Annotated in this window: 12 protein-coding genes; all 12 read left to right on the top strand. The window is 28.8% G+C overall.

Features of this window, described 5'->3' with window-relative positions; translation table 11 throughout:
* Window positions 1–54 precede the first annotated feature (54 nt).
* The 12 genes from TEGL_RS17555 to TEGL_RS17500 all read left to right on the top strand — a co-directional run bounded on the left by TEGL_RS17555 (window position 55) and on the right by TEGL_RS17500 (window position 17,765).
* Window positions 55–1,404, top strand: a complete 1,350-nt coding sequence (locus TEGL_RS17555; RefSeq protein ID WP_018592196.1) for a purple acid phosphatase family protein — start codon at window positions 55–57, stop codon at window positions 1,402–1,404.
* Window positions 1,405–1,526: 122 nt separating this feature from the next.
* Entirely contained in the window at window positions 1,527–1,748 is a 222-nt protein-coding gene (locus tag TEGL_RS17550; RefSeq protein WP_018592197.1) for a NifU family protein, read from the top strand.
* 321 nt (window positions 1,749–2,069) lie between these two features.
* The gene (locus tag TEGL_RS17545) at window positions 2,070–4,217 is read left to right on the top strand and encodes a YhgE/Pip domain-containing protein (RefSeq protein WP_018592198.1); all 2,148 of its coding nucleotides are present in this window, start codon (window positions 2,070–2,072) and stop codon (window positions 4,215–4,217) included.
* A 121-nt stretch (window positions 4,218–4,338) separates the two neighbouring features.
* Entirely contained in the window at window positions 4,339–5,862 is a 1,524-nt protein-coding gene (locus TEGL_RS17540) for a bifunctional ADP-dependent NAD(P)H-hydrate dehydratase/NAD(P)H-hydrate epimerase (RefSeq protein ID WP_018592199.1), read from the top strand.
* Between the two features lie 70 nt (window positions 5,863–5,932).
* The gene (locus tag TEGL_RS17535; RefSeq protein WP_018592200.1) at window positions 5,933–6,370 is read left to right on the top strand and encodes an NfeD family protein; all 438 of its coding nucleotides are present in this window, start codon (window positions 5,933–5,935) and stop codon (window positions 6,368–6,370) included.
* Between the two features lie 42 nt (window positions 6,371–6,412).
* On the top strand, window positions 6,413–7,366 hold the full coding sequence (locus tag TEGL_RS17530) for an SPFH domain-containing protein (RefSeq protein WP_018592201.1): 954 nt from the start codon (window positions 6,413–6,415) through the stop codon (window positions 7,364–7,366).
* Between the two features lie 373 nt (window positions 7,367–7,739).
* Entirely contained in the window at window positions 7,740–9,638 is a 1,899-nt protein-coding gene (glgB, locus tag TEGL_RS17525) for a 1,4-alpha-glucan branching protein GlgB (RefSeq protein ID WP_422397143.1), read from the top strand.
* A gap of 33 nt (window positions 9,639–9,671) precedes the next feature.
* Window positions 9,672–10,820 (top strand): glucose-1-phosphate adenylyltransferase, encoded by a 1,149-nt coding sequence (locus tag TEGL_RS17520; protein ID WP_018592203.1) that lies wholly within the window; start codon window positions 9,672–9,674, stop codon window positions 10,818–10,820.
* 14 nt (window positions 10,821–10,834) lie between these two features.
* Complete coding sequence (glgD, locus tag TEGL_RS17515; protein WP_018592204.1) at window positions 10,835–11,965, top strand: glucose-1-phosphate adenylyltransferase subunit GlgD; 1,131 nt, start codon at window positions 10,835–10,837, stop codon at window positions 11,963–11,965.
* Between the two features lie 21 nt (window positions 11,966–11,986).
* On the top strand, window positions 11,987–13,426 hold the full coding sequence (glgA, locus tag TEGL_RS17510) for a glycogen synthase GlgA (RefSeq protein ID WP_018592205.1): 1,440 nt from the start codon (window positions 11,987–11,989) through the stop codon (window positions 13,424–13,426).
* A gap of 12 nt (window positions 13,427–13,438) precedes the next feature.
* Complete coding sequence (locus TEGL_RS17505) at window positions 13,439–15,880, top strand: glycogen/starch/alpha-glucan phosphorylase (RefSeq protein ID WP_018592206.1); 2,442 nt, start codon at window positions 13,439–13,441, stop codon at window positions 15,878–15,880.
* Window positions 15,873–17,765, top strand: coding sequence for a glycoside hydrolase family 13 protein (locus tag TEGL_RS17500; protein ID WP_018592207.1), 1,893 nt, complete (start codon window positions 15,873–15,875; stop codon window positions 17,763–17,765). The genes TEGL_RS17505 and TEGL_RS17500 overlap by 8 nt, the downstream gene beginning before the upstream one ends.
* Window positions 17,766–17,776: the final 11 nt, after the last annotated feature.

The following is a 17,776-nucleotide window of genomic DNA, read 5'->3' as shown; positions in this document are numbered from 1 at the left end:
TTTATCGCTAATATTAAATAATATTAAAAACAAGTATTATTTTAGGAGTGAAAAATGAAAAATAAAAGAAAAATAATTAGTATTTTATTGTCTATTATTATTATAGTATTTTTTCCTGTATTGTCTATTTCAAAAGAAAATAAAAATTGCTTTTTAAGCTATGACAAAGAACAGATATCGTTAGAGCATTTCTCAGAAATATGCTTAACACCGGGGGAAAATGAGAGCATGCTTAATTTTTCTTGGTATAGCAAATCTTCTCATGGAGCAAGTAAAATAAAAATTTGGGAAAATGATGAAAAGGAAAGAATATTTGAGGGAGAAAGTATTGATATAGGTAATGGATTTATAAGTAATAAGGTGACTGTTACAAACCTAAAAGCTAATACAACTTATATGTATTCATATGAGTGTGATGGACTATGGAGCCAACCTTTAGAGTATAAAACACAAAATTTTCAAAATTATACTTTTGTATTTATGGCAGATCCACAAATTGGAGCTTCATCAAAAAAAATGAAATCTAATGAAGATGGAGTAGAAAAGGATGCTTATAATTGGAATAAAGTTATAAAAAAATCAGTAGATAAAAGTAATAATCCTAGCTTTATAGTATGTGGTGGAGATGTAACTAATGTAACAGAAGATAGTTATGATTTATCTAAAACATATACAAGTAATTTAGAGTATTCTGGTTTTTTATCACCTAGTTATTTACGACACATACCAATAGCAAATGCCGTTGGAAACCACGACAAAGATAATGAGAATTTTTACAATCACTTCAATATGCCAAACTTAACTAATTTAGGTGAAACTGTAGCAGGAGGAGATTATTACTTTACTTATGGAAACACTTTATATTTATTTATAAATACAAATAACTTAAATATATCTCAGCATAAAAGATTTATTGGCGAAGCTGTAGAAAAGAATAAAGATGTGAAGTGGAAAATTGCAGTATTTCATCATGATATTTACGGTGGTGGACGACATGAGGATGATAAAGATATAAAAATATTAAGAAGTGAAATGCCCTCAATATTAGAAGATAATAAAATTGACTTAGTTTTATGTGGTCATGATCATATATACTCTAGAACTTATCCGCTGAAAAATAATGAAAAAATAATGGATTTTACAGTGGAAAGACTAGAACGCTCAAAAGAAAAAGTAGATATAATAAAAAATAATAAAGGAATAACTTATATAACAGGAAGTTCTTCCACAGGAAGTAAGTTTTATAAACAAGAGGAAAATAAAAGTGAGTATATAAAAAAAATTTATTCTGAAGAAATACCAACATACACTGTGATTGAAATTAAACAGGACTTAATCAATATAATTACTTACGAAGTAAATAAAGATAAACCTGTTGATAATAAAATAATTATACAAAAATAATTTATACAAATTTTTTATTATATAAGAAAACGAAATAATTAAGTTCCATTATGGTGAGTTATTTGGACATGGTATATAATTATAAATATATTATATTAAATATATTTAAGGGGGTTTATATAATGAAAGAAAGAGTAGCAGAAGTACTAGAAAAAGTTAGACCCGTTTTACAAAGAGATGGGGGAGATGTAGAATTAGTAGAAGTTAGTGATGATGGGGTTGTTTTAGTTAGGCTAAAAGGAGCATGTTCTGGATGTCCAGGTGCTACTATGACTTTAAAAGCAGTTATAGAAAACCTATTGGTTAAAGAGGTTCCAGGAGTTACAAAAGTAGTAGGAGTATAAATTTTATTTATTATATATGAGAGACACTCATTATTGAGTGTCTTTTATTGTGTTAAAACAATGATTTTAGTGATATTTTGTAAAACTTGCATAAAACAGGTAATTGATGTTAAAATATGGATTTGTATTTATATTTTTAAATATATGTTATATAATATATAATGCTTAAAAATCTAACAAAAATTGTAAATAATAAAAATTGTTTACTAATTGTATTTAATACATATGAAGGATTTCTGTATAAATATTAAAAATAAATCAAAAAATAAGTTAAAACACAAATAAGACATTTTTAACTTACGACTTAGTGGAGGAATACTTATGAAAAATATATTTAAAATATTTCGAGATGATTTAAAAGATATATCTACGAATATGGCGTTAATAATTGTACTAATAGCACTTGCAGTATTACCATCTTTATATGCTTGGTTCAATATAAAGGCTTCTTGGGACCCTTATGGTAATACATCTAATATATCAGTGGCAGTAGTAAACAACGACAAAGGAGCAACTTTATTCGAGAAAGATTTGAATGTGGGAGATAAGTTAATAGATGAACTAAAAAATAACCACTCCTTAGGATGGAAATTTGTTAATGAAGAAGAAGCGAGAAAAGGTGTTGAAACAGGAAAATACTATGCTTCAATAGAAATAACACCAGATTTTTCTAAAAATATTATATCAGTATTAAGCAAGGATATACATAAAGCAGAAATCAAATATACAGTAAATGAAAAAATAAATGCAATTGCACCAAAAATAACGGATAAAGGGGCATCTACAATACAACTTCAAGTTGATCAAACTGTTGTAAAAACAGCAAGTGAAGCAGTATTTACAACATTAAATGATTTGGGAATATCATTGGAAGAAAATCTCCCTATGCTTACAAAAATAGAAAATTCATTAATTGAAGTTCAAGGCAAGTTTGGTAAAATAGATAATATTTTAAATACAGCTAGTGATGCATCTAGCCAAATTAGCGAAATATCTAAATTACTTCAAAATGATATGCCTCAAATAGAATCAACATTAAAAAATTCTATTAGTCTATCTAAAGATGTAAAAGAGTTTTTACAGGGAACGAAATCTAGTATGAATGATATTGCTCCAACTATAAAAAATGATATAAAAATAATAAATGATATATCATCATCAGTAGCTAGTGGTGTAGGAGACTTGATAACAGCTATAGAAAAAGGATATGAAAATGCACCGGAGTTAGTAGATGGTCTTTATAACAAAGTTGATCATTTATTATCTATATCAACTAAGCTATCAGACTTTTTAACTAAATTAGATAAAATAACACCGGGAACATCTCTTCAAGGAACTATAGATTCTATTAATGAAATAAATAGTAAGCTTAATTTAGCTAAGACATCTTTAGCAAAAGTTAAAGAACAAATAAACAATGGAGAAAAACCTTCATTAGATAATTTAAATGGAATTGTAACTGTGTTAAATGATGTGAATAAAATTACTAATAACTTATCCAATAATTATGACACTAAAATAGTAGCTCCTCTTAATGAAATATTTAATAAGGGAATAACTGTATCTAACGATGTGATATCATTATTAGAAAAAGCAGAAAATAAACTTCCTAAAGTTAATAACATATTAGATACTGCAATTAATTTATCGGGAGATGCAGATGAAGCAATTGGATATATAAAGAAAAAAGTGCCAGAAGCAGAATCTGCGTTAAATAAATTAGTATCAGATTTATCTATAGTAAATAATAGTGAGGAAATGGACGATTTAATTAAATTCTTAAAAAATGATATAATTGAACAGTCTAATTTCTTAAAAGAGCCAGTAGAGCTAGTGACTAATTCGCTATATCCAATGGCAAACTATGGTGCAGCAATGACACCATTCTATACAGTTCTTTGTCTTTGGGTTGGGGTTTTACTTTTAACTTCACTTTTAACAACAGAAGTAAAAGGAGAATACAAGCCTTATCAAGTTTATTTTGGTAGAGGACTTACATTCTTAACAATAGCTTTATTACAAGCCTTAATTGTAAGTGTAGGAGATATATATTTCTTAGGCGTTACAGTAAAGAATCCGGCTATATTTATATCACTATCGTTGTTCATCAGCTTAGTGTTTAATTTTATAGTCTACTCCCTGGTATCTGTATTTGGAAATATAGGAAAAGCCATTGCGGTTATTTTATTAGTAATTCAGGTTGCTGGATCAGGGGGAACATTCCCTATACAAGTAACACCAAAGTTTTTCCAGAATGTTAATCCTTTCTTACCGTTTACTTATGGAATATCAGCATTAAGAGAGGCAGTAGCAGGAATATACAAACCTAATTTAATTGGAGACATAGTTGTACTTTTAACTTTCTTAGCATTAGCTATAGTGCTAAATGTTCTGCTAAAAGGACCTATTAATAAAATGCTACACAGATTCACAAAGAGGATGGAAGAAAGTAGACTTACAGAACATTAAGATATTTTATGAATATAAGGATAAATTGACACAATCAATTTATCCTTTATTTTTTATATGAAAAGAACTATTATTTTTAATATAAGAGGTTAGTAATAATTTAGTTAAAGAGGTGATTGAAATGAGAATAGGAACTTCTATATCAACTAAAAAATTAGATGAGGCTTGTGTTAATGAGTATAAAATTCCTTTAATCATTATGATGGAAAATGCTGTACTTTCATCAGTAAAACATTTAGATTTAAACTTATATAATAAGTATGTAGTTGTTAGTGGTGTAGGAAACAATGGTGGAGACGGTTTAGGAATAGCGAGACAATTAAAAGCTAGGGAAAAGGAAGTAAAGGTATTTATAGTTGGAAATATGGAAAAAATTACACTATGTTCAAAAACTAATTTGGAAATTCTTAAAGCTATAAATATACCTTATGTCATAATAGACACCAAGGAAGAAAGTATTAATAATTTAAAAGAGTTAGAAGCTGATATTAACAATAGCAATGTGCTAGTTGATTGTATATTTGGGACTGGATTAGAACGAGAAATTAAGGGCATATTTAAAGATGTTATAGATATTATAAATAAAAATAAGAATTTAGTTTATTCTATAGATGTGCCATCGGGAATGAATGCAACTACAGGTGAAGTTTTAGGAGTATGTATAAAAGCTGACAAAACTATATCATTTGAGTTTTATAAAAGAGGATTTTTAAAATATGAAACAAAAAAATATGTTGGGAATGTAGTGGTAGAACATATAGGTATACCAGAATATATATTAAAAAAATATGATGATAATGAATATATTACTTCTATGGATTTTATCAAAGATAATATAAGAAATAAAAATAAATTTAGTTTTAAAAGTGATTTTGGGAAGGTCACAATTTTTGCAGGTTCAAAAGGATTTACTGGAGCAGCATTTATAGCAAGTGAGGCTGCTATAAAAAGTGGTAGTGGGCTAGTTACTTTAGTTTGTGATGAACACATTCAAGATATAATAAGTTCAAAACTAAGTGAGGGTATGACTGCAAATTATAAAGAAGAAGATCGAATAAATAAATTAATTAAAACTTCTAATGCTATAGGATTTGGTTGTGGCATGGGAGATAATGAGACAACACTAGAAAGATTGCAATATGTTTTAAATAATAGTGACTGCCCAGTTGTAATTGATGCAGACGGATTAAATGTTTTAAAAAATAATATAAGCATATTAAAGAAATTTAAAAATAAAATTATAGTAACACCTCATCTAGGTGAAATGTCTAGGTTAACAGGAAAATCAATTTCATATATAAAAGAAAATAGACTAGATGTGGCAAAAGAATTTGCAAAGGAAAATAATATAATAGTTCTACTTAAGGGATATGAAACAATCATTACAGATGGTAAAGTTGCATATATAAATCCAACAGGCAATAGTGCCATGGCTAATGGAGGCATGGGTGACTGCTTACTTGGAATGATAACTTCCTTCGTTGGTCAAGGAATAGAATTGTTTGAAGCAGCGGTATGTGCAACTTACATACATGGCTATATAGGTGACATTTTATCTAAAAAAATGTATACAGTGAATGCAACTCATATTATAGAAAAAATTCCTGTTATTATGAAAGAATTTAATATTGAAATTAATTTGTAACTATTACCAATATTTATATTGTTATACTAGTATAAAGCAAGTGAATTTCTAAATAGAGAAGAGGGATATGATGAATACGGTTTGGTTAATTGTTGCAGTAGCATTTGGAATAGCTGAATTAATGACAACAAGTTTAACTCTAGTATGGTTTAGTATAGGTGCCTTAATTTTAATGGTTTTAAGCACTTTTATAGAAAGCGTAATAATTCAAATTGCATTATTCGCTGCTATTTCAATTACTTTATTAGTCATATTTACAAAGTATTTTGTAGATAAAGATAAGACCTTTAAATATAATACAAATTTACAAGGAATAGAGCAAAAAACAGGTGTAGTTAAAGAAGAAATACTTCCGTACATGACAGGCATTGTAACACTGACGGGAGAAGATTGGACTGCAATATCAGAGAATAATGAAAAAATTGAAGTGGGACAGCTGGTTAAGGTAATAAGAATTGAGGGTGTTAAACTAGTTGTAAAACATACTGATAATCAAGAAGAAAAGTAAATAATAAAATTAACTATAAATTAATAAAAAGGAGAAGAGGGTATGATAAAATTAGTAGTCATAATACTAATAGTAGTAGTATTAAGTTTAAGTTGTGTAAAAGTTATTAAACAATCAAAAGTTGGTATAGTAATGAGACTTGGTAAGTTCCACAAAAAAGCTGATACAGGTGTTCATTTCTTAATACCATTTTTAGATCGAATGGCATATGTAATTGATTTAAGAGAAAATGTAGTAGATTTTCCACCACAAGCAGTTATAACAAAAGATAATGTTACTATGCAAATAGATACTGTAGTTTATTTCCAAGTAACCGATCCTGTTAGATATGTATTTGAAATAGCAAATCCAATATCTGCTATAGAAAACTTAACTGCCACAACTCTTAGAAATATAATTGGGGAGTTGGATTTAGATGAAACTCTAACATCTAGAGATTTAATCAATACAAAGATGAGATCAATATTAGACGAAGCAACTGATAAATGGGGAATAAAAGTTAATAGGGTAGAACTTAAAAACATAATGCCACCACATGATATACAAGTTGCTATGGAAAAACAAATGAGGGCAGAGAGAGAAAGAAGAGAGTCAATACTTCAAGCAGAAGGAAATAAGGCAGCATCAATACTTCAAGCAGAAGGAGAAAAACAATCAGCAATACTTAGAGCTGAAGCTAAAAAAGAAGCTATGGTTAGAGAGGCAGAGGGTGAAAAAGAATCTCGTATACTTAGAGCAGAAGGTGAAGCTGAATCTATAAGACAGATTGCACAAGCTAATGCAGAAGGTGAAGCCACTATAATCAAAAATGTATTCCAAGCAATGAAGGAATCTGATATCGATGATAATATGTTAGCACTTAAGTCTATGGAAGCCTTAGAAAAACTTGCAGAAAGTGATTCTACTAAACTTGTTCTTCCATCAGAAACAGTTAACTTCTTAGGTTCTTTTAAGGGGATTAAAGAAGTCTTAAGTAGCGATAAAAATAATAAATAATTAACTAAAATACTCTAAAGATACCTATCTTTAGAGTATTTTTTAATTGTAAGGAAATTATATTTTATCTGTTCTTTGGATAATATATAATTTTCAACTTTGTGACTTGAACAACGGGCGAAGCCGCTGGCAATATGAGCGAAGTAAATTTTTTATTTGAAAATATGTACAATTAAAAAAATATATATGTAAATATTTACTAAAGTCATATAGAATTAATCTTAAAAAAATTAATTGATAGCTTTAGTACGAATTATAATCTATATTAATTAAAGTAAAAAAACTGTTAAATAAATAATAAAAAAAGGGAGATTCATATTTTAATAGAAGTATAAGTATAATAAGATACACAAAATATTAGCATTTAGGGGGGATTAAAATTAAATACTTAGACATAATTACAAAAGAAAAAATAGATAATTTTATGTTAGGAAATTCTTTAGATAGTTATAAATTTCTTGGAAATCATAAAGCAGAGTATGAAGGGGTAATAGGATATTCCTTTGCTATATGGGCGCCGAATGCTAAAGGAGTTTATTTAGTAGGGAATTTCAATGAGTGGAATGAGACATCTCATCCTTTAGAAAATATGCATAATAGTGGTATTTGGTCAATATTTACTACTGATTTAGAGGAGGGAGATATTTATAAATACAATGTAATTGGGTGTGATAATGTAAGCAGATTGAAATCAGATCCATATGGGACTTTTTCTGAATTAAGGCCTAAAACAGCATCAATAGTGTATGAAGTAAAAAATTATAATTGGAAAGATGAAAAATATTTACAGGATAAGAATAAAAAGAGATTTAACAATGAGCCTATGAATATATATGAAGTTCATCTAGGTTCTTGGAAAAGAAAATGGGATGGAGAATTTTTTTCTTTTGAAGAACTATACGAAATGATTGATTATGTAAAAGATATGGGTTACACACATATAGAATTAATGCCTATAACAGAGCACCCCTTAGATATGAGTTGGGGATATCAGACGGTAGGATATTATTCAACTACAAGTAGACATGGCAAACCAGACCAATTTAAAGCTTTTGTAGATAGGTGTCATGAAAATAATTTAGGAATTATATTAGACTTTGCTTATAGTCACTTCTGCAAGGATGTTCATGGTTTATATAGATTTGATGGTTCATCACAATTTGAATATGCAGATCCACTAAAGGCAGAAAATCTAGGCTGGGGAACAGTTCATTTTGATTTAGGAAAACCTGAGGTTAATAGTTTTTTATTATCAAATGTAATGTATTGGTTTAAAGAATTTCACGTGGATGGTATTAGAGTAGATGCTGTTAGCTCCATTTTGTACTTGGACTATGACATAGGTGATTGGAGACCGAATCAATATGGAGGAAGAGAAAATATAGAAGGAATAGATTTTTTAAGACGATTAAATGAAGTTATATATGAAAATATAAAAAATCCACTAATTATAGCTGAAGAATCAACATCCTGGCCAATGGTTACCTCACCTACTTATTTAGGTGGATTAGGTTTTAGTCATAAATGGAATATGGGGTGGATGAATGATACTTTAAAATATATGGAGATGGATCCTATATACAGAAAGCATCATCATAACTTAATAACTTTTTCATTTATGTATGCATTCTCAGAAAGCTTTATTTTACCACTCTCTCATGATGAAGTCGTTCATGGTAAAAAATCATTGTTGGATAAAATGTGTGGGGATGAATGGCAAAGATTTGCCAGTTTAAGATTATTATATTCTTATCACATGATACATCCAGGAAAAAAATTATTGTTTATGGGCGGAGAATTTGGTCAAGGACTTGAATGGAGATATGCTTATGGTTTGGAGTGGCAGTTGCTAGATAGAGAGCAACATGCTAAAACAAAAGTTTTTGTAAAGGACTTAAATTATTTTTATATAGCTGAAAAATCTTTATATGAGGTGGATAATTCTTATGAAGGATTTGACTTTATTGATCCTCATAATGAAGAAAAAAGCATAGTTACATTAATGAGAAAAAGTAAGGATGAAAAAAACTTTATTATAGCTGTTTTAAATTTTACACCTGTTGTTTATTATGATTACAAGGTAGGGGTTCCTTATTTAGATACATATGAAGAAGTATTAAATAGTGATGATGAGAAATACTGGGGATCGAATCAAACTATGAAAAATGCCGAATTATTTGCGATAGATGAGAAATGGCATAATAAGCCTTATCATATAAAAATAAAAGTACCACCATTAGGAGCTACTTTTATAAAACTTAAAATAGATTAAGAAATTAATTGATCTTGAAAAGGGGGAATTTGAATGAAACAAGAGATGCTAGCAATGATTTTAGCTGGGGGGCAAGGATCAAGATTGGGTGTTTTTACAAAAAGAATAGCTAAGCCAGCAGTATCATTTGGGGGAAAATATAGAATTATAGATTTTGTTTTAAGTAATTGCTCTAATTCAGGGATAGACACAGTTGGAGTGCTTACACAATACAGACCAAGAATATTAAATTCTCATATTGGAATGGGAAGTCATTGGGATTTAGATAGAATAAATGGTGGAGTTTATATACTTCAACCATATATGAGTGAAAAAGAAGGTCATTGGTTTAATGGAACGGCTAATGCAATATATAAAAATATGAACTTTATAGATGATTATGACCCAGAATATTTATTAATTTTATCTGGGGATCATATTTACAAAATGGATTATAGCAAAATGTTGGAGTTTCATAAAGAAAAAAAAGCAGAAGCTACAATAGCAGTTATAGAAGTTCCGTGGGATGAGGCAAGCAGATTTGGAATAATGAATGCAGATGATGATAAGAAAATATATGAATTTGATGAAAAACCTAAAAGTCCCAAAAGCAATTTAGCATCTATGGGTGTATATATTTTTAATTGGAAAAAGTTAAAAGAATATTTCTTACGAGTTAGAAAAACTAAAGAATGCTTTGATGATTTTGGTAAAGATGTAATACCAACTATGCTAAAAGAAAATCAAAAAATGTATGCTTATCCTTTTAAAGGATATTGGAGAGATGTAGGTACTATACAAAGTTTATGGGAAGCTAATATGGATTTAATTAATACTCCAGAAGCTATAGATTTAAGTAATTCAAATTGGACGATATATACAAATACTATGGATCTTCCACCACAATATATTGGTGGAAATGCCAGTGTAAAAGAAGCTCTAATAGCAGATGGTTGTTCTGTATTAGGAACAATCGAAAATACAGTTTTATCACATAAGGTTGAGGTTGGAGAAGGAAGTATAATTAAAAATTCTGTAATAATGCCCAATGTTACTATAGGAAAAAATGTAATAATTGAAAAGGCAATGATAGCAGAAGGTGCAGTAATTAATGACAACGCAGTGATAAAAAGCGATACAAATGAAATAAGTATTGTATCAGAGTATGAAGTAGTTAGTGCTAAGGAAAAGGTTGAAGCTTAAAAGGGGAGGATATTATGAAAAATAAATGTATGGGATTAATTAATCTTGATAAAAAAGGCAATCCAAATATAAATATATTAAATTATGCAAGACCATTAGCATCTACTCCAATTGCAGGGAGATATAGAATTATAGATTTTGTTTTGTCTAACATGGTAAATTCAGATATTACTAATGTTGGAATTTATGCTAAAGAAAAATATAGATCCTTAACAGATCATTTGGGAAGTGGTAAGGATTGGGATTTAAGCAGAAAGAAAGGTGGGCTTTATATTTTCAGCCCAGAAAATACAAAGTATAACAATAATTATGGTTTTAGAACGGGAGATGTGTACTCTATATTAGCAAATATAGATTATATAGAAAAAAGTAAAGAAGAATATATACTTATTGCACCAGGGTATATGTTGTGTAGCATGGATTATAAAGAAGCGCTTAAATATCATAAACAATCAAAAAATGATATTACTGTTATATATAAACATGTGACAAATGCAGATGATGATTTTTTAGGCTGTATGACATTAAATATGGATAGTAATGATAGAGTTTTAAATATAGGTGGGAACATAGGAGCTTTTCCTAGTGCAAATATATCTATGGAAACTTATATTATGAAAAGAACGGATTTTATTAAATGCATATATAAAATAGCAAGTTTAGGAACACACTCATATTTTGAAGACTATATTAAAAGAGAGATTTCTAATATACAAGTTGGGGGATTCGAATTTGAAAATTATTTGAAGTGTATAAATTCAATTCAAAGTTATGCTGAGGCAAGCAAAGAAATATTAAAAAAGTATGTATCATCAGAATTATTTAACTCGGAAAGAAAAATATTTACTAAGGATAAGAGTCAAGCACCAACCATATATATGAAAAATGCTGATGTGAAAAATTCTTTTGTAGCTACAGGGTGTAAAATTGATGGAATTGTTGAAAATTGTACATTATTTAGAAAAGTTGAAGTAGGAAGAGACGCAATACTAAGAAACTGCGTAATAATGCAAAATTGCAAAATAGAGCCAGGAGTAGTTTTAGAAAATGTTATATTTGATAAAAATATTAACGTCTCAAAAGGAAAAGAGCTAAAAGGAGATAAAGACTACCCTATGGTAATAGAAAAGAATCAGAAGCTTTAGCAGTAAAAAGGGGGAAAATGAATGAATATACTTTATGTGACGGCAGAATGCTGGCCATTTGTAAAAACAGGAGGATTAGGAGATGTGTCTTATGCACTTCCTAAAGCTCTAAAAAAGGAAGGTGCTGATGTAAGAGTAATGATGCCAAAGTATTCTACCATACCAACATATTTAAAAGATAAATTTAAACCCGTTGCAGAATTTAGTGTAAAGGTAGGCTGGCGAAATCAATATTGTGGCATAGAAACTATGGAATTGGACGGAGTTACATTTTACTTTATAGACAATGAATTTTATTTTAAGAGATCTGACGAATCAAGTATATATGGGCATGGTGATGATCCGGAAAGATTTGTCTTTTTTAGTAATGCAGTATTATCATCTATGGAAAAATTGAACTTTTATCCAGATGTTATAAACTTAAATGATTGGCATACAGGAATGATTCCCTTATTACTTAATGAAGATTATGGGCATCTAAAGAAATACAAAAATATAAAAACTGTTTACACTATACACAATTTACAATATCAAGGAATATTTAATAAAGATATGATAGGAAATGTTTTTGATATACCTTATGATTATTTTAATAATGGGGATATAGAGTTTTATGGAAAAGTTAATTTTATGAAGGCTGGAATAGTATTCGCCAATAAGGTAACGACAGTGAGTAAAACTTATGTAGAAGAAATACAGACACCTTTTTACGGGGAAGGATTAGATGGACTGTTAAAATCAAATTCATATAAATTAGAAGGTATTTTAAATGGTATAGATTATGACTTAAATGATCCAGCAACAGATAAGGCTATATTTGAAAAATTTGATGTTAGTTGTATAAATAAAAAACTACAAAATAAGATAAAGTTGCAAGAAATTCTAGGATTAGAAGTTAATTCTAATATCCCTTTAGTAGGTATTGTGTCTAGATTAACTTCACAGAAAGGTTTGGATTTAATCAATTATATGATGCCTGAAATTATGAGAGAAAATCTACAAATGGTTGTACTTGGAACAGGAGAACATCAATATCAGTCTATGTTTAATTATTATAATTCAAATTTTAGTAATAAATTATCAGCAAGAATTACTTTTGATAGTGCTTTTGCACAACAAATTTATGCGGCATGTGATATTTTCTTAATGCCATCTTTATATGAGCCTTGTGGTATAGGTCAAATGCTTGCAATGAGATATGGATCAATTCCAATAGTAAGAGAAACGGGAGGGCTTAAAGATACTGTAACTCCTTATAATCAATACACAGGAGAAGGAAACGGATTTAGTTTTACTAATTACAATGCTCACGAAATGTTCTTTACTCTTCAAAAAGCAATTACATTGTATCAAGATAAAAGTATTTGGAATAATCTAATTACAAATGCAATGAATACAGATAATAGTTGGAAGAAATCAGCTCAAGACTATATGAGAATATTTAATGGCTTAATAAGCTAAAGGGGCGATTTGATGATTACAATAAATAAAAAGCGATTCAAAGAACATTTCAGAAGAAAAATGAACAACTTATACGCTCAAACCCTTGAAGAAGCAAGTAATGAAGAACTTTTCAATGTACTGTGTTACGTTATAAAAGATATGATTTCAAAAGACTGGGAAGGTAGTAGAATATATCAAGAAAAGGCAGTATTTTATTTTTCAATAGAATTTTTATTAGGAAGACAATTAAAATCCAATTTATCAAATCTTGGATTTGAAGATACTATAAGGCAAGGTTTGAATGAATTGGGAATAGATTTAGATGAGATAGTTGAATCAGAACCAGAGCCAGCATTAGGAAATGGAGGGTTGGGAAGATTAGCCGCTTGTTTCCTTGATTCAATGGCTTCTGTAGGAATCAGTGGCCATGGATATGGAATAAGATATAAATACGGATTGTTTGAGCAGAAGTTTGTAAACAATTCTCAAGTTGAAGTTCCAGAAAACTGGCTTATAAATAGTTCTTACTCTTGGGAAACAGTTAGACCTAATAGAGCATTATTGATAAAATATGAAGGAAAAATTAATATGGAAGAAGATAATGAAGGAAATCTGAAAGTTACGCATAAAGATTATATTCCAGTAATGGCAATGCCTTATGATATTCCTATAATTGGTTATGGAAATGAATGTATAAACACACTTAGAATATGGAAAGGTGAAATACCAACAAGAGATTTTGGAAAAATATCTTTATATGCTAAAAATCAAGCTGCTAGTTATGAAGACGCACTAAAATACAAATATTATGCAGAAGAAATTTCTCAAACTTTATATCCAAATGATTCAAACTATGCAGGTCAACTATTAAGACTAAAGCAAGAGTATTTCTTTGTCAGTGCAGGAATTCAAGATATATTTAGAAAATGTAGAAGATATAAAATTACACCACAAGATTTGCCTAATAAAATTGCTATTCATATAAATGATACTCATCCAGCTTTGTGTATACCAGAAATGATGAGAATATTATTAGATGAAGAAGGATTATCCTGGGATGAATCATGGGACATAACTAATAAAGTAATGTCATATACAAATCACACAATATTGTGTGAGGCGATGGAGAGATGGTCAGAAGATATTATAAAAAAACTTCTACCAAGAATATATATGATAATTGAAGAAATTAATAGAAGATATGTTAATGATTTAAGAAAAAAAGGTCATAGTGAGGATAAAGTTAAAAGAATGGCTATTATGTATGATGGTGAAATTAGAATGGCTAATTTATGTATAGTATCAAGTTATAGTATAAATGGTGTGGCGGGGCTTCATACTAGACTGCTAAAAGAAGAAGTTTTAAATGATTTTTATGAAGAAGAACCATATAAATTTAATAATAAAACAAACGGCATTTCTCATAGAAGATGGCTTATAAGTTCTAATCCTGAACTGGCGAACTTAATAACAGAATTAATTGGGAATAAGTGGATAAAAGATACATCTCATTTGAAGGAATTAGAAAAATTTGTGGATAATGAAAACGTATTGAATAGATTAGAAGAGATAAAATTTAATAATAAGTTAAAGCTTGCTAATTATATAAAAGAAAATAATAACATAACGATAGATCCTAATTCCATATTTGATGTACAAGTAAAAAGGCTTCATGCTTATAAAAGACAACTTATGAATATTTTACATGTACTTTGTTTGTATCATGAAATATTGGATAATGTGGATATTGAATTAGATATTCAACCGCGAACTTTTATATTTGGAGCTAAGGCAGCACCAGGATACTATTTGGCAAAATGTATAATAAAACTAATAAATTGTGTCTCTAATTTAGTAAACAATGACCCTAGAGTAAAAGACAAAATTAAAGTTGTATTTATAGAAAACTACGGGGTATCATTAGCAGAAAAAATTATACCAGCAGCAAATGTAAGTGAACAAATTTCAACGACTACAAAGGAAGCATCAGGAACTAGTAATATGAAGTTTATGATAAATGGAGCATTAACACTGGCAACATTAGACGGAGCTAATGTGGAAATATATCAACAAGTAGGAAAAGAAAATATGTTTTTATTTGGACTTAGTGCTAAGCAAGTATTAGATTATAACAAATATGGTGGATATTCATCAAAAGATTTATATCACTCTAACAAGTTACTAAGAAGAGTTGTAGATGATTTAGTTGATGGGTTTATACCTGGCCTAGGAAAAGAAGGTAGGGAAATTTATGATGCATTAATAACTTACAATGATGAATATTTTGTTCTCAGAGATCTTGATGAATATGCTGAATCGCAACAAAGAATAAGTAATCTTTATAAAGATAAAATGAAGTGGAATAAAATATCCCTTATAAATATTGCTAATTCTGGGATTTTTTCTAGTGATAGAACCATAAATGAATATATAGAAGATATTTGGTTTAAAGGGTGTGATGAGAATGTGTAAAACAATATCATTTAACTCATGGAATGAATATTTTAAGGCTCCTTTTGGGGCCTTAGATGTTAACCAAGGAGCTGATATTAAAGTTGGTACTAACAAAGAAGTATGCAGTATTTGTTTAGTAATAACAAAAGAAGATGAAAATTTAAATAGTAAAGATATAAGACGAATTTCATTGAATAAAAAAGAAGAAAACATCTACGAATGTAAAATAGATCCATTACTAATTCCAGCAGTATATTATTACTATTTTGAGGTTGAAGTTAAACAAGATGGATATAATCAAAAGCTATTTTATGGAAAAGTCAAACAAAATGGTGAAGTTTGTGAATATGATTTTGATAACTTAAATAAATATCAATTAACAGTATATGAAGAAAGTAAAACACCAACTTGGTTTAAAGAAGGTATTTTATATCATATATTTGTAGATAGATTCAATAATGGTAATAGAACTGGTAAACCAAGTAATCCAAAGAAAAATAGTTTTATATATGCAAATTGGGAAGATGATCCAATGTATATAAAAGATGAAAATGGAGACATCATAAGATGGGATTTTTATGGAGGTAATCTCAAAGGGATTATTAACAAGCTGGGCTACCTTAAGAAGCTTGGAGTAAGTATTATATATTTAAGTCCAGTTTTTGAATCATCTAGCAACCATAAATACAATACAGGAGATTATAAAAAGATTGATCCTATGTTTGGTGATGAAGAAATATTTGATGAGTTAATTGAAAAAGCTAATGCAAAGGGAATGTCTATAATACTTGATGGTGTATTTAGTCATACAGGAGCCGATAGTATTTATTTTAATAAGTTTAACAACTACTCTAGTAAAGGAGCTTATAATGATGAAGATTCTCCTTACAGAAGCTGGTATACTTTTGATGATTCAAAGGTGGGTTACAAATGTTGGTGGGGAATTAAAGATTTACCAAATGTGGACGAACTGGAGACTTCATATATGAATTATATAATTAAAGATGAAGAAAGTGTTTTAAATAAATGGGCTAAATTTGGAGTTAAAGGATGGAGATTAGATGTAGTGGATGAGTTACCAGATGAATTTGTAACTGAATTTAAAAAGGAGTTAAAAAACTCCGAAACCGATTCCGTTTTAATTGGAGAAGTGTGGGAAGATGCTTCTAATAAAATTAGTTATGGACAACGTAGAAATTATCTTTTAGGAAAACAGCTTGATTCAGCTATGGGGTATCCATTTAGAAACGGAATATTATCTTTCCTAAAGGGTGAAATAGCCTCATATGAACTTAATGATCTGTATATGGAAATGAAAGAAAACTATCCACCAGAGGCATTTAAATCAAACTTAAATTTATTAGGTACTCATGATGTTAAAAGAGTTAAAACAGAGCTTAATAATGATAAAGATATGATTAAACTTGCAGTATTAGCACAGATGACTTTTGAAGGAGTACCATATATTTATTATGGTGATGAAGCAGGTCTTGAAGGAGATAAAGATCCATATAATAGAAGAACTTATCCATGGAAAAATGAAGATAATGAGATGATAGATTTTTATAGAAATTCTATTCAAACTAGATATAGAGTTAGGACCTTATTAAATGGTGAAACTAACTTTATTTATACTAGTGACAATGATGTTTTCGCTTATGAAAGATTTCTTAGCGAAAAAGAGGAAGATAATTGTTTAATAATTATAAATAGAAGTGAAAATTACAAACGTATAGATTTTGATTTTGGGTGTGATTTATTATATGAAATAGGTATAAAATATACTCCTGGGGACTATGGAGCTACTTTGGAAAAAGAAAATGGAAAATTCGTAGTAGATATTAGACCAAAATCGTTTATTATATTTCAAATGAAAAATGTTCAAAATGAATTTCTTGAGTAACCATAGAAAAA

The organism is Terrisporobacter glycolicus ATCC 14880 = DSM 1288, assembly GCF_036812735.1.
Taxonomy (GTDB): domain Bacteria; phylum Bacillota; class Clostridia; order Peptostreptococcales; family Peptostreptococcaceae; genus Terrisporobacter; species Terrisporobacter glycolicus.
The sequence above is the reverse complement of the archived record's forward strand: the minus strand, read 5'-3'. Positions and strand labels throughout refer to the sequence as shown.